This window comes from Aromatoleum bremense (genome assembly GCF_017894365.1).
Taxonomy (GTDB): domain Bacteria; phylum Pseudomonadota; class Gammaproteobacteria; order Burkholderiales; family Rhodocyclaceae; genus Aromatoleum; species Aromatoleum bremense.
In genome coordinates this window covers 388,856-402,024 of record NZ_CP059467.1, presented here as the reverse complement: position 1 = coordinate 402,024, position 13,169 = coordinate 388,856, and the positions used below count along the sequence as shown (strand labels likewise).

General features: G+C 66.9%; 12 protein-coding genes. 11 read left to right on the top strand and 1 reads right to left on the bottom strand.

Annotated features, from left to right (window positions below):
- Positions 1–109 precede the first annotated feature (109 nt).
- Positions 110–307: a YfhL family 4Fe-4S dicluster ferredoxin gene (locus pbN1_RS01840; RefSeq protein WP_169120359.1), complete on the top strand. Its 198-nt coding sequence runs from the start codon at positions 110–112 to the stop codon at positions 305–307.
- A 170-nt stretch (positions 308–477) separates the two neighbouring features.
- Here the strand turns inward: pbN1_RS01840 and paaX are convergent, their stop codons facing one another.
- Positions 478–1,434, bottom strand: a complete 957-nt coding sequence (gene paaX, locus pbN1_RS01835) for a phenylacetic acid degradation operon negative regulatory protein PaaX (RefSeq protein WP_169204193.1) — start codon at positions 1,432–1,434, stop codon at positions 478–480.
- 311 nt (positions 1,435–1,745) lie between these two features.
- Here paaX and fdhD point away from each other — a divergent pair, with 311 nt between their 5' ends.
- The 10 genes from fdhD to paaK all read left to right on the top strand — a co-directional run bounded on the left by fdhD (position 1,746) and on the right by paaK (position 13,145).
- Positions 1,746–2,567, top strand: coding sequence for a formate dehydrogenase accessory sulfurtransferase FdhD (gene fdhD, locus pbN1_RS01830; protein WP_169204194.1), 822 nt, complete (start codon positions 1,746–1,748; stop codon positions 2,565–2,567).
- Positions 2,568–2,580: 13 nt separating this feature from the next.
- The gene (locus tag pbN1_RS01825; protein ID WP_210147635.1) at positions 2,581–5,337 is read left to right on the top strand and encodes a molybdopterin-dependent oxidoreductase; all 2,757 of its coding nucleotides are present in this window, start codon (positions 2,581–2,583) and stop codon (positions 5,335–5,337) included.
- Positions 5,334–5,981, top strand: a complete 648-nt coding sequence (locus pbN1_RS01820) for a 4Fe-4S dicluster domain-containing protein (protein ID WP_169203674.1) — start codon at positions 5,334–5,336, stop codon at positions 5,979–5,981. The genes pbN1_RS01825 and pbN1_RS01820 overlap by 4 nt, the downstream gene beginning before the upstream one ends.
- A gap of 8 nt (positions 5,982–5,989) precedes the next feature.
- Positions 5,990–6,901, top strand: coding sequence for a DmsC/YnfH family molybdoenzyme membrane anchor subunit (locus pbN1_RS01815; RefSeq protein WP_169204254.1), 912 nt, complete (start codon positions 5,990–5,992; stop codon positions 6,899–6,901).
- 89 nt (positions 6,902–6,990) lie between these two features.
- Complete coding sequence (gene padE, locus pbN1_RS01810) at positions 6,991–7,563, top strand: NADH-dependent phenylglyoxylate dehydrogenase subunit gamma (protein WP_169204255.1); 573 nt, start codon at positions 6,991–6,993, stop codon at positions 7,561–7,563.
- Positions 7,560–7,859 carry an NADH-dependent phenylglyoxylate dehydrogenase subunit delta gene (gene padF, locus pbN1_RS01805; RefSeq protein WP_169204256.1) on the top strand — a complete coding sequence of 100 codons (300 nt, stop codon included), beginning with the start codon at positions 7,560–7,562 and terminating at the stop codon, positions 7,857–7,859. The genes padE and padF overlap by 4 nt, the downstream gene beginning before the upstream one ends.
- Positions 7,860–7,861: 2 nt before the next feature.
- Positions 7,862–9,121 carry an NADH-dependent phenylglyoxylate dehydrogenase subunit alpha gene (gene padG, locus pbN1_RS01800; RefSeq protein ID WP_169204257.1) on the top strand — a complete coding sequence of 420 codons (1,260 nt, stop codon included), beginning with the start codon at positions 7,862–7,864 and terminating at the stop codon, positions 9,119–9,121.
- Between the two features lie 25 nt (positions 9,122–9,146).
- Positions 9,147–10,400, top strand: a complete 1,254-nt coding sequence (gene padH, locus pbN1_RS01795; RefSeq protein WP_244857112.1) for an NADH-dependent phenylglyoxylate dehydrogenase subunit epsilon — start codon at positions 9,147–9,149, stop codon at positions 10,398–10,400.
- Positions 10,401–10,423: 23 nt separating this feature from the next.
- Complete coding sequence (padI, locus tag pbN1_RS01790) at positions 10,424–11,806, top strand: NADH-dependent phenylglyoxylate dehydrogenase subunit beta (protein WP_169202152.1); 1,383 nt, start codon at positions 10,424–10,426, stop codon at positions 11,804–11,806.
- A complete protein-coding gene (gene paaK, locus pbN1_RS01785) occupies positions 11,796–13,145 on the top strand; it encodes a phenylacetate--CoA ligase PaaK (protein ID WP_169202151.1) in 1,350 nt (449 codons plus the stop codon). Before padI ends, paaK begins: the two co-directional genes overlap by 11 nt.
- Positions 13,146–13,169 lie beyond the last annotated feature (24 nt).

Genomic DNA, 13,169 nt, shown 5'->3' with positions numbered 1-13,169 from the left:
CATCGGAATGCTGGCGATAGTCGGGCGAGTGCCTCCCACCGATGCACCCCTCCGGCGAACCCGGGCCGAATCACCATGGACCCAAGCATACAAACAGGAGAAAGCGGCAATGGCCTTGATGATCAACGACGACTGCATCAGTTGCGACGTGTGCGTTCCGGAGTGTCCGAACGAGGCAATCGCGACCGGAGACGATATCTTCGTGATCGATGCCGGCAAGTGCACGGAATGTGTCGGCTACTTCGACTCGCCGCAATGCATCGACGTCTGTCCGGTCGATGCCATCGTGCCGCTGGTCGCTGCGTAGCGTCTCTTCCCTGCACTACTCGGCCCTTGCAGTACAACCGCGGGTGGGAAGAGTGCAACGAGATACAAACAAAAAGCGCGAAAGCGCTTTTTGTGTATCAAGAACGCATTATGGATTGATTGATCAGGAACGGTTTCCAGGTCAGCAGTCAGCGGAGGTGGATTTTTGCGCTACCGCTGCTCTGCCGCTTCCCGGTGTGTAGTGTCCTCAAGGCCGCCGAAACGTTCGTAGAAATACGGTGCGGCGGGCGGCAGCGGGCCATTCGGCGTCCTGCATGTCGCCATCAGGTGCTGCTGTGCGAGGCGGTAGGTGATGCGATAAATGTCGCGGCACACTTCGCGGGCTACCGAGCCGCTCCAGTCGGCAGGCATCAGTTGATCGGGCAGGAGCGGATCGTGCAGCAGTGCGCGACGAAAATCGTGCATCGTCAGGGTCTGCACGAGGAAGCATTGTTCCGGATCGAGGTCGCGGGCGGTGCGCAGCGCCCGCAGCACCGGGCGCAGCCGGTCCGCGAACTCGCGGTAGGTCGCGCCGATTGCCTCCAGGTTCCAGCATTCGCGCGCCAGATCTTGCAGCGGGCGGTTCGACAGCGCGCCGAGATTGTTGGCGGTCATCGGCACGACTTTGTCGTGGGTGCCGGTCTCCTGCAGGATTTCCAGCAGGGTTTCGGTATCCGCCGATGGGTGGGCAAGCACGCCCGGAGCGATCGTGCCGTAACCGGCCCACGACAGTTCCTTGCGCAGCGCGTCCCGTTGCGGTGCGGCCAGCGTCGAGGGCAGGATCACGATCTGCCATTCGCCATTCCACGGTAGCTGCCGCGCGTCGTAGATCCGACGGTAGGCATGTTCGAACCGCCGTCGCCCGGAGGCAGTGAGGCTGTAATAGCTGTTGCGCCCGATCTGTTCGGAGACCAGCCACTTGTCCTGCGACAGGCGATAGACGCTGGTGCGGACCATTCTCTCGTTCAGGCCCAGGGGCTCGACCAGACGTATGAAACTGCCGAGCCACACGGTTCCGCCGTGCGGGGCGATGAAGTCTCCGTAAATGGTGATGATCAGCGAGTTCGCCCGTACGCGGCGTTCCGCCAAGTAGTCGTTGATCCACTGTGTGATGAACCGGCTCTTCATTGTCGTGATCGTGTTTCTCTGAGGGGAGGGATATTTCGTTATTGAATTGAATGCTGATTGATTCTAGCGCCGGCGGGGCGATTTAAGAACAGGAGGATCGTGATTCGGACAGCGGGACCCGCTCGTCGGAGAACGAAATACGACATTCTATGCAGCGGCGTGGAATGATGCGTCGCACCATGAAGCGCTGGATGAAAAACGATACAAATATATTGACTTCTGTTGGTGCTATTTGTATCGTTACAGCCAAGTGAAGAGGCTGATTCGCCAATCTCGGCGGATCGGGGTGAAACCGGTTGGCGGGGTGAGCGATGCGGCACGATTCGGATTCGATCGCAGATTCGCACGGCACAGTTGGCGTGGATCGCTGGATTGGTGGCGATGCCACCCGCGAAGAAGACATGGTTGCCGAAGAAGTCCCTGTCGCCCTCGTATACAACGGGTTTTCCCACGCCGTAATGATGACGACGCCGCAAGACCTCGAAGACTTCGCGCTCGGCTTCAGCCTGAGCGAAGGCATCATCACCGATGCCCGCGAGCTCTACGACATCGAAGTCGTCGAACACGCCCAGGGCAGCGAAGTGCAGATGCGCATCGCCGGCGAGCGGTTCGCCGGGCTGCGCCAACGCCGCCGCGCCATGGCCGGGCGCACCGGCTGTGGGCTGTGCGGCATCGAGAGCCTGGACCAGATCGCGGGCCGCCCGCTCGGCTCGGTCGATGTGAGCCGCGGCGCGCTGCAGGCGGGCGCATTGCCCCGCGCACAGGCAGAATTGCACGCGCGCCAGCACCTGTTCCACCTGACCGGTGCGGTGCACGCGGCCGCGTGGTGCGGCTTGGACGGCGCGGTCGCACTCGTGCGTGAGGATGTCGGCCGGCACAACGCGCTCGACAAGCTGATCGGCGCGGTCGCCGCGCAGGACGGCGCCTTCGGCGACGGCTTCGTGCTGATGACGAGCCGCGCGAGCTACGAGATCGTGCAGAAATCCGCCGCCGTGGGCATCGCGGTCGTGGCCGCGGTGTCGGCCCCGACGGGCCTGGCGGTGCGCCTGGCCGAGGCGGCCGGGGTCACATTGATCGGGTTTGCACGCGGCGCGCGCCACAGCGTGTATTCGCACCCGCAACGCATTCATTGAGGTGAGGAACACCATGACGCTTGCCCCCAAGCCGCAGTCGGTCGCCAAAGTCCCGAGCTACTGCTACAACTGCGTCGCCGGCCCGGACTTCATGACGGTGAAAGTCGTCGACGGCGTCGCGACCGAAATCGAGCCGAACTTCGCCGCCGAGGACGTGCATCCGGCGCGCGGGCGCGTGTGCGTGAAGGCTTACGGGCTGGTGCAAAAGACCTACAACCCGCACCGCGTGCTGCAGCCGATGAAGCGCACCAACCCGAAGAAGGGGCGCGACGAGGATCCCGGCTTCGTGCCGGTGTCGTGGGACGAGGCGCTCGATCTGGTCGCTGCCAAACTCACCGCGACGCGCGCGAAGGGGCTGACCGACGAGGCCGGGCTGCCGCGGCTCGCCGCGAGCTTCGGCCACGGCGGCACGCCCGGCATGTACATGGGCACCCTTCCCGCGTTCCTCGCCGCATGGGGGCCGATCGACTTCAGCTTCGGCTCGGGTCAGGGCGTCAAGTGCGTGCACTCCGAGCACCTGTACGGCGAGTTCTGGCATCGCGCATTCACGGTCGCGGCCGACACGCCGCTCGCGGACTACGTGATCTCGATCGGCTCGAACGTCGAGGCCTCCGGCGGCCCGTGCGCGGTGACGCGTCACGCGGGGGCGCGCGTGCGCGGCTACAAGCGCGTGCAGGTCGAGCCGCACCTGTCGGTGACCGGCGCGTGCTCGGCCGAATGGGTGCCGATCCGGCCGAAGACCGACCCGGCGTTCATGTTCGCGCTGATCCACGTGCTGGTGTGCGAACAGGGGCTGGACAAGCTCGACGTGCCGTTCCTGCGCGATCGCACCTCGTCGCCGTATCTCGTCGGCCCCGATGGCCTGTACCTGCGCGACGCGGCAAGCGCCAAGCCGCTGCTGTGGGACGAGGCGAGCGGGCGCGCCGTGCCCTTCGATACGCCGGCCGTGGTGCCGGCGGTGGCCGGGTGCTTTGCCGTGGCCGGTGCCGTGAGCGTCGACGCCGACGACGTGCATCGCGAGATGGGCGCGGTCGACGGCAAGACCGCGTACACGATGCTCGTCGAGCACATGAAGAAATACACCCCGGAATGGGCCGCAGGCGTCTGCGACGTGCCGGCCGCAACGATCCGGCGCATCGCCAACGAATACCTCGAAGCGGCCTCGATCGGCGCGACGATCGACATCGACGGCCGGACCTTGCCGCTGCGCCCGGTCGCGGTGACGCTCGGCAAGTCGGTCAACAACGGCTGGGGTGCGTTCGAATGCTGCTGGGCGCGGACGCTCCTTGCGACCCTCGTCGGCGCGCTCGAGAACCCCGGCGGCACGCTCGGCACGACGGTGCGGCTGAACCGCCCGCACGATGACCGCCACAGCAGCGTCAAAGCCGGCGAAGACGGCTTCATGGCACAGAATTTCAATCCGACCGACAAGGAACACTGGGTAGCGACGCCGACCGGGCGCAACGCGCACCGCACGCTCGTGCCGATCGTCGGCAACAGCGCCTGGAGCCAGGCGCTGGGCCCGACGCAACTGGCGTGGATGCACCTGCGCGAGGTGCCCAGCGACTGGTCGATGCCCGTGCCGACGCTGCCCGACGTGTGGTTCGTCTATCGCTCGAACCCGGCGATCTCGTTCTGGGACACGCCGACGCTGGTCGATACGATCGCGACGTTCCCGTTCACGGTGTGCTTCGCCTACACGGTCGATGAAACCAACTGGATGGCCGACGTCCTGCTGCCCGAGGCGACCGACCTCGAGTCGCTGCAGATGATCAAGGTCGGCGGCACGAAGTTCGTCGAGCAGTTCTGGGAGCACCGCGGCGTCGTGCTGCGCCAGCCCGCGGTCGCACCGCAGGGCGAGGCGCGCGACTTCACGTGGATCAGCACGGAACTGGCGAAGCGCACCGGGCTGCTCGAAGGCTACAACACGGCGCTCAACCGCGGCGCCGGGGGCGGGGCGCCGTTGAAAGGCGAGCAGTACGACCATACCCTCGACCCGAGCCGGGAACATGGCGTCGAGGCGATCTGGGACGCGATCTGCAAGGCGTCTTCCGCGAGCCTGTCGCACGGGGCCGAGACGCACGACCTCGAATGGTTCAAGGAGCACGGCTTCTACACCGTGCCGATGTCGAAGTTCGACTGGTACCTCACGCCGACGCTCGAGAAGCACAATCTCCGCTACGAGATGCCGTACCAGGAGCGGTTGCTTCGGATCGGCCGGGAACTGGGCAACCGGCTGCACGAACAGAAGATGCACTGGTGGGACGCGCAGCTCTCCGAATACACGGCGCTGCCCGAGTGGCACGACGTGCCCGGGCGCTGGACCGAGCAGCTCAAAAATGCCGGCGCCAACCCGGACGACTTCCCGCTGTGGCTGCTCGCGACCAAGAGCATGCAGTACCACACCGGCGGCAACGTCTCGATCGCGCTGATGCGCGAAGTCGCGCAGAACGTGCGCGGCCACACCGGCGTGATCATCAACGCGGGCACCGCCAAGCGCCTCGGCATCAATGAGGGCGACCGCGTCGAGATCCGCTCGCACATCGGCGCGACCTACGGCGACGCGGTGCTCGCGCAGGGCGTGCGCCCGGACACCTTGGTGATCCTCGGCCAGTTCGACCACTGGGCGACGCCTTTCGCCCGCGACTTCGGCATGCCGAGCCTCAACACGATCGCGCCGATGTCGCTCGAGCTGACGGACGCGACCGGCTCGGGCTCGGACATCGTGCGCGTTGCGGTGCGCAAGGTTGCTGCTAAGGAGACTGTATGACCCGCTACGTGATGGCCATCGACCTGCGCCGCTGCGTCGGCTGCCAGACCTGTACCGCGGCGTGCAAGAACGCCAACGCGACGCCCCCGGGCGTGCAGTGGCGGCGCGTGCTCGATATCGAATCGGGCGAATTTCCCGACGTGCGCCGCAGCTTCGTGCCGATCTCGTGCATGCACTGCGACGAGCCGCCGTGCGAGGAAGTGTGCCCGACCACGGCGACGAAAAAGCGTGCCGACGGGCTGGTGACTATCGACTACGACACCTGCATCGGCTGCGCGAACTGCGTGATGGCCTGTCCGTACGAGGCGCGCTCGATCGTGCACGAGGCGAAGTTCGCCTACGGCGACACGCCGATCAAGTCGGAAGCGGTGCGCTTCGATGCGGCGCGGATCTCGGTGTCGATGAAATGCACGTTCTGCGTCGATCGCATCGACGAGGCGGCGAGAACCGGCCAGGTGCCCGGGCGCGACCCGGACGTCACGCCGGCATGCGTCAATTCCTGCATCTCGGGGGCGATGAGCTTCGGCGACCTCGACGACCCGACGAGCAACGTGAGCCGGCTGCTCGCCGAGACGCAATCGTTTCGCATGCACGAGGAACTCGGCACGGGCCCCGGCGTGTATTACATCTGGGACAAGGGGTGAAGGCGGGGATGAAAGCGAAGACCTTGAAGGCGGGCGAGCGGATCGGGCCGCGGCAGCAGCACCACTGGGACTGGCGCGCGGCATCGAACTTCATTGCCGGAGGCGCCGGCGGCGGGCTGCTCGCCTTCGCCGCGCTGGCGAGCCTCGCGGGCATCGACGTTCGCGCCCTGCTGCTCGGCGGGATGGCGCTGATCGGTGCGGGGCTCACCTGCGTGTGGTTCGAGATCGGCAAGCCGTGGCGCGCGTTGAACGTCTATCGGCACCTGGCCACCTCGTGGATGACGCGGGAGGCGGCGGTGGCGCCGCTGGTGTTTGGCTGTGGCGCGCTTGCACTGCTCACCGGGCACAGCCTGTTCGTGCTGCTGACGGGCGTGTTCGGCGCCGCCTTCGTCTATGCCCAGGCACGCATCCTGTCGGCCGACAAGGGCATTCCGGCGTGGCGCCATCCGCGCTGCCGGCCGATGCTGGTCGCGACCGGTTTCGCTGAAGGCGCGGCGCTGGTGGCGGTGGCGTCGCCGTTCGTGATGACGAGCGCGGCGGGCCAGCTCGGCGTCGCCGCCGTGACGCTCGGGTTGCTGCTCGTGCGCGTGCTCGCGTGGCGCAGCTACCTCGCCGGCCTGCGCGCCGACGGGGCGCCGGAAGGCAGCCTGCGTGCGCTGGCGGCGGTCGACGGGCCGTTCCTCAAGTTCGGCAACCTGCTGGCGGCGGCCTTGCTACTGCTGGCGGCGCTCGGCGCGCCGCTGGCGGGCCTCGCGCTGATTCCGGCCGGACTGCTCGCGGTCGGCGGCGGCTGGCTCGTCAAATACACGCTGGTGCGCCGCGCCGCCTTCACGCAGGGCTTCGCGCTGCCGCACCTGCCGGTGCGCGGGCGCGGTCCGGCCGGCGCCGCGGTGAAACCGGGCTGGGGCGGGGCCAACTGACACAGCACGAATAGCAATCCGGTAGCACCCGAAGCAAACCACAAGGCGGGGCCAAGCCGTCCCGTCCCTGCGAGGCAGGAGGAGACAACATGTACGAAGTGCGATTCCATGGCCGGGGCGGCCAGGGTTCGGTGCTGGCGTCGGGCATTCTGGCCGCGGCGCTGGTCGAGGAAGGCAAATACGCGGTATCGATCCCGTCGTTCGGTTTCGAGCGGCGCGGCGCGCCGGTGGTGTCGTTCCTGCGCGCAAGCGAGCGCGAAATCCGCCAGCTCACCAATATCTACCACCCCGACTGCCTGATCTGCGTCGATCCGACGCTGACCCGCTCGGTCGACATCTTCGCCGGGCTGAAGCCGGGCGGCACGCTGGTACAGGCGACGCACAAGGCGCTTGGCGAGCTCGTGCTGCCCGACACGGTCGGGCGCGTCGGCCTGTGTGATGCGGTGAAGATCGCGATCGAGATCTTCCGCCGCCCGATCACCAACACCTTGATGCTCGGTGCGTTCGCGAAGACGACGGGGGTGGTGTCGCTCGACGCGTTGAAGCGCGCGCTCGAGGACTCGGACTTTCGCGACGCCGGGCTCGCGCAGAACATGACGGCGCTCGAGCGCGGCTACGCCGAGACGACCGTGCACACGATCGCAAGGAGGGCCGCCGCATGAGCCGGCATCAAAGCTATCCGCTGTTCAACCTCGAGCAGGCGAATGTCCCCGACGACCTGTGCCCGGTCGCGACCGACATCAGCCCGATGCTGCCCGGCGACTGGCGCAGCCAGCGCCCGGTCATCGACCGCGACAAATGCGTCAAATGCGCGGTGTGCTGGCTGTACTGCCCGGTGCAGTGCGTCGAGGAGCACGCCGCGTGGTTCGACTTCAACCTCAACACCTGCAAGGGCTGCGGCATCTGTGCGACCGAATGCCCGCAGCGCGCGATCACGATGATCGGGGAGGCCCAGTGAACATGAGCACCACCACGCTCGAAAAACCCGCCGTCGGCGCGCCGACGAAGCAGAAAGTGATGCTGTGCGAAGGCAACGAAGCGGCCGCGCTCGGCGTCGCGCTCGCGCGCCCCGACATGGTCGCGGTGTATCCGATCACGCCGCAGTCGTCCCTCGTCGAGCACGTCGCCAAGCTCATCGCCGACGGCAGGATGGACGCCGACATCGTGGACGCCGAAGGCGAGCACTCGGTGCTGTCGGTGCTGCAGGGAGGCGCCTTGGCCGGCGCGCGCACCTACACCGCGACCTGCGGGCCGGGGCTCGCGTTCATGTTCGAACCGTACTTTCGCACCTCCGGCATGCGCCTGCCGATCGTGATGTCGATCGTCACGCGCGACGGCATCACGCCGCAGTGCGTGTGGGGCGGGCACCAGGACGCGATGACGGTGCGCGAAGTCGGCTGGGTGCAGATCTACTGCGAGACGGTGCAGGAAGTGCTCGACACCACGGTGATGGCGTTCAGGATCGCCGAAGACCACGACGTCATGCTCCCCGTTAACATCTGCCTCGACGGCAACTACCTGTCGTACGGCACGTCACGCGTCGAGCTGCCCGAGCAATCGGACGTCGACGCGTTCATGGGGGCGAAGGACGTGAACTGGCACGTCGCGCTCGACCCGATGAAGCCCATGGCGGTCGATCCGCTCACTGGCGGCTCGGGCGGCAAGGGGCCGGCGACGTTCGTGCGCTATCGCAAGAGCCAGTGCCGCGGCATGCAGAACGCGCTGGGCGTCATCGAGGCCGTGCACGCCGAGTGGGCGAGCCGCTTCGGGCGCAGCTACGCGCCGCTCGTCGAGGAGTACCGCCTCGACGATGCCGAGTTCGCGATCATGACGCTCGGCAGCATGACGGGCGCGGCCAAGGACGCCGTGGATGAAGCGCGCGAAGCGGGCCGCAAGGTCGGCCTCATCAAGATCAAGACTTTCAGCCCGTTCCCGGTCGAGGCGTTGATGCGCGCCCTGTCGAAGGTGCGCGCGCTCGGTGTCGTCGACCGCTCGGTGGGCTTTCGCTGGAACTGCGGGCCGATGTACCAGGAAGTGCTCGGCGTGCTGTACCGCCTCGCGCGCGAGGCGGGCACGGTGCTGCCGGCGATGAGCTTCATCGGGGGCCTGGCGGGCGCGGACATCACGATTGGCCACTTTCACCGCGTCATCGACGCCACCGAGCGGCTGCTCGACGGGCCGGCGCCCAACGAGCCGGTGTGGCTCAACGAGAATGACTGAGGGCGGCAGAACCATGGAACCAGCAATGGAACACACCCAATACCTCGTCGTCGGCAGCAGCCACGCGGCGCTCGAGGCGATCAGCGCGATCCGCATGCATGACGCGACCGGCACCCTGACGGTGGTGACGCGCGACGCCCACCTGCCGTATTCGCCGACCGTGCTGCCCTACGTCGTGTCCGGAAAATCCGCGCCCGAGCGCGTGTTCCTCAGGGACGACGACTTCTTCGCCCGCAACGCGGTGAGCTACCGGCCGGGTGCGGGACTCGCCGCACTCGACGCGGACGCGAACACCGCGGAACTGGCCGACGGCACGCACCTCGCCTACGACAAGCTCTTGCTCGCCACCGGCACCTCGCCCGCGATCCCGCCGATCCCGGGCATCGACACCGTCGCCTACCACGTGCTGCGCACCCTCGACGACGCGCTCGGGCTGCGCGAGGCGATCGCGCAGTCGCGCCAGGCGGTGGTGCTCGGCGCGGGCCTCGTCGGCATGCACGCCGCGGAGAACCTCGTCAAGGCGGGCGCGAGCGTGACCATCGTCGAGATGAGCGACCAGCTCACCGCGGGCTACTTCGACAAAGTTGCCGCGCAGATGATCGAGCAGGCCTTTATCGACAACGGCGCGAAGATCCTGACCGGCAGCCGCGTCGTGCGCCTCGAGCCCTCATCGGTGGGTGCGCGCCTGACGCTCGCCAACGGCACGACGCTCGAAGCCGATCTCCTGCTCGTGGCGACCGGCGTCAAGCCGAACCTCGACTACCTCGACGGCAGCGGCGTCGCGTTCGAGCACGGCATCCTCGTCGACGACACGATGCGCACCAGTCGCCCGAACGTCTGGGCAGCGGGCGACTGCGCGCAGGCGAAGCATTTCTTCTCGCCGACGCCGCGCGTCAACGCCATCCTGCCTTCGGCCACCGAGCAGGGGCGCCTCGCCGGCATGGCGATGGCGGGCGATGCGGGCATCCGCCCTTACGCGGGCGGCGTGCCACTCAACACCTACCACTTCTTCGGCCGGCATGCGATCTCGGTGGGCTCGAGCGAGGCGCCCGCAGGCAGTGAGGTCATGACCCGCTTCGACGAAAAAACCGGGCGCTACCTGAAGGCGATCTTCCGCGACGGACGGCTCGCCGGCATCTTCGGGGTCAATGAATTCTTCGACGGCGGCATCATGGCGCAGCTGATCGTGCGGCGCATGGACCTCACGGCAGTCAAGGAGCGCCTGGTCGCCGACCCGCTCAAAGTCGGCCGTGAGCTGATGTCGAGGACGTGGCGCTAGAAGCGCCCGATCAAGGAGCAGATATGGGACGAGCTTACAGCACGATCGCCTTCGACCCCGCCAAGTGCGACGGCTGCGGCGATTGCATGATGGCCTGCGCGCAGGCCAAGACCGGGACTTCCGACACGGCGCGCTCGCGCATCCAGATCGTCGGCCGAGGTAATGCCACTAAGGACGCCACTGAGGACGCCACTGAAAACGCGTTCGAGCTGGCGCTGTGCCGCCAGTGCGCCGATCCGAAATGCGTCACCGTGTGTCCGGCAGGCGCGCTTGCCAAGGACGGTGCGTCGGGCGTGATCGGCTGGGACGCTTCGAAATGCGTCGATTGCCTGCTGTGCACGGTCGGCTGTGCGTACGGCGGCATCGCGTTGGAGCAAGCCACGGGGCACGTCGCCAAGTGCGACACCTGTGACGGGCGCCCCGCGTGCGTGCCGGCGTGCCCGAAAGGGGCGCTCACGTACGTGACGACGGCCAAGATCTACAATGAGGTCGGCGACTGGGAGGATCTGTTCGCGCCGGGCTTGGCCGGCTGCCAGGGCTGCAACACGGAGCTCTTGATGCGCCACACGCTGCGCCGCGTCGGCCCCGACACGGTGCTCGCGACCCCTCCGGGGTGCGTACCCGGCATGGGCTCGGTCGGCTTCAACGGCACGACCGGCACGAAAGTGCCGGTGTTCCATCCGCTCCTGACGAACACCGCGGCGATGCTCGCGGGCGTCAAGCGCCAGTTCAAGAGGATGGGGCGCGAGGTGACCGCGCTCGCGATCGCCGGCGACGGCGGGGCCTCCGATGTCGGCTTCCAGTCGCTGTCGGGGGCGGCCGAGCGCGGCGAGCAGATGCTCTTCATGGTCGTCGACAACGAGGGCTACATGAACACCGGCATGCAGCGCTCGAGCTGCACGCCGTACGGCGCCTGGACCTCGACGACGCCGATCGGCGCGGGCTGCGCCGCGGGGCAGCCGGCGCAGGGCAAGACGCAGGACGCGAAGAACCTGCCGCTGATCATGGTGAACCATCGCTGCGCGTATGTCGCGACCGCCTCGACCGCCTACATGGAGGACCTCTACGCGAAGCTCGAGCGCGCGATCGAGGCGTCGAAAACCGGTTTCGCCTACGTGCATGTGTATTCGCCGTGCACGACCGGCTGGCGCTTTGCGTCCGACCAGAACATGGAGGTCGCGCGGAAAGCCGTCGAGACCAACTTCGTCATGCTGTGGGAATTCACCCCGGGCGAGGGCCTCAACTTCACCCGCCCCGTCGACGACCCCCTGCCGGTCACCGACTATCTCAAGGCCATGGGACGCTTCCGCCACCTCAGCCCCGCGCAGATCGAGCATATTCAGGGGAAGGTCGTGGAAAATGCAAAATTCGTACAACGTTTTTCGGAGCAAGCCCATGGCGGCTAGACAAGACTGGGAGTCGGGGCGCCCCCCGGCAGGTGACGAACTGGAACCGATCGAGAAGGCGAGCCGCGAGGAACTTGCCGCGCTGCAGCTCGAACGGATGAAATGGTCGCTGCAGCACGCATACGACAACGTGCCCCATTACCGCGCCGCTTTCGACGCGGCCGGCGTGCATCCGTCCGACCTGAAGCAATTGTCCGATCTCGCCCGTTTCCCCTTCACGACGAAATCGGCGCTGCGCGAGAACTACCCCTACGGGATGTTCGCGGTGCCGATGAGCGAGATCGTGCGCGTGCACGCCTCGTCCGGCACGACCGGTCTTCCGACCGTCGTCGGCTACACGAAGAACGACATCGCGATGTGGGCGGGCGTCATGGGCCGATCGCTGCGCGCCGCCGGCGGCACGCGCAACGACATCATCCTGAATTCCTACGGCTACGGCTTGTTCACCGGCGGCCTCGGGGCGCATTACGGCGGCGAGAATCTCGGCGCTGCGGTGATCCCGATGGGTGGTGGCAACACCGAGAAACAGGTGCAGCTGATCCGCGAATTCGGCCCGACGATCATCCTCGCGACGCCGTCATACATGCTGACGATCGCCGACGAGTTGCAGCGCCAGGGCATCGATCCGGCTTCGACGTCGCTGCGCCTCGGCGTGTTCGGCGCCGAACCCTGGACCAACGAGATGCGCCGCGAGATCGAGACGCGCCTCGGCATCGATGCGATCGACATCTACGGTCTGTCCGAAGTCGTCGGTCCGGGCGTCGCCTGCGAATGCATCGAGACGAAGGACGGCCCGCACATCTGGGAAGACCATTTCTATCCCGAAATCATCGATCCCGAGACGGGCGAAGTGCTGCCCGACGGCGAACCGGGCGAGCTCGTGTTCACGTCGCTGACGAAGGAAGCGCTGCCGATCATCCGCTACCGCACGCGCGACCTCACCGTGCTGCTGCCGGGGACCGCGCGGACGATGCGCCGCATCGGCAAGATCACCGGCCGCAGTGACGACATGCTGATCATCCGCGGCGTGAACGTCTTCCCGACGCAGATCGAGGAAATCCTGCTCAAGCATGAATGCCTGTGTGGCCATTACCAGCTGCAGATCACTCGCGAGCACCACATGGACGAGATGACGGTGCTTGCCGAAGTGCGCCACGACCTGTCGGAGGTGCTCAGTGCGAGCCAGCGCGCCGCGATCGCGACCGAGCTCCGCCACGAGATCAAGAGCGCGGTCGGCGTGTCGGCTGACGTCCATGTGCTCGAGACGGACAGCATCGAGCGCACGCAGGTCGGCAAGGCGAAGCGCGTCGTCGACAAGCGGCCGAAGGCGAGTGTGTGATACGGCACCGGTAGCAGAAGGGAA

Coding starts and splice junctions, on each gene's coding strand:
- pbN1_RS01840 (WP_169120359.1), top strand. CDS start 110: ATGGCCTTGATGATCAACGACGACTGCATCAGTTGCGACGTGTGCGTT.
- paaX (WP_169204193.1), bottom strand. CDS start 1,434: ATGAAGAGCCGGTTCATCACACAGTGGATCAACGACTACTTGGCGGAA.
- fdhD (WP_169204194.1), top strand. CDS start 1,746: ATGCGGCACGATTCGGATTCGATCGCAGATTCGCACGGCACAGTTGGC.
- pbN1_RS01825 (WP_210147635.1), top strand. CDS start 2,581: ATGACGCTTGCCCCCAAGCCGCAGTCGGTCGCCAAAGTCCCGAGCTAC.
- pbN1_RS01820 (WP_169203674.1), top strand. CDS start 5,334: ATGACCCGCTACGTGATGGCCATCGACCTGCGCCGCTGCGTCGGCTGC.
- pbN1_RS01815 (WP_169204254.1), top strand. CDS start 5,990: ATGAAAGCGAAGACCTTGAAGGCGGGCGAGCGGATCGGGCCGCGGCAG.
- padE (WP_169204255.1), top strand. CDS start 6,991: ATGTACGAAGTGCGATTCCATGGCCGGGGCGGCCAGGGTTCGGTGCTG.
- padF (WP_169204256.1), top strand. CDS start 7,560: ATGAGCCGGCATCAAAGCTATCCGCTGTTCAACCTCGAGCAGGCGAAT.
- padG (WP_169204257.1), top strand. CDS start 7,862: ATGAGCACCACCACGCTCGAAAAACCCGCCGTCGGCGCGCCGACGAAG.
- padH (WP_244857112.1), top strand. CDS start 9,147: ATGGAACACACCCAATACCTCGTCGTCGGCAGCAGCCACGCGGCGCTC.
- padI (WP_169202152.1), top strand. CDS start 10,424: ATGGGACGAGCTTACAGCACGATCGCCTTCGACCCCGCCAAGTGCGAC.
- paaK (WP_169202151.1), top strand. CDS start 11,796: ATGGCGGCTAGACAAGACTGGGAGTCGGGGCGCCCCCCGGCAGGTGAC.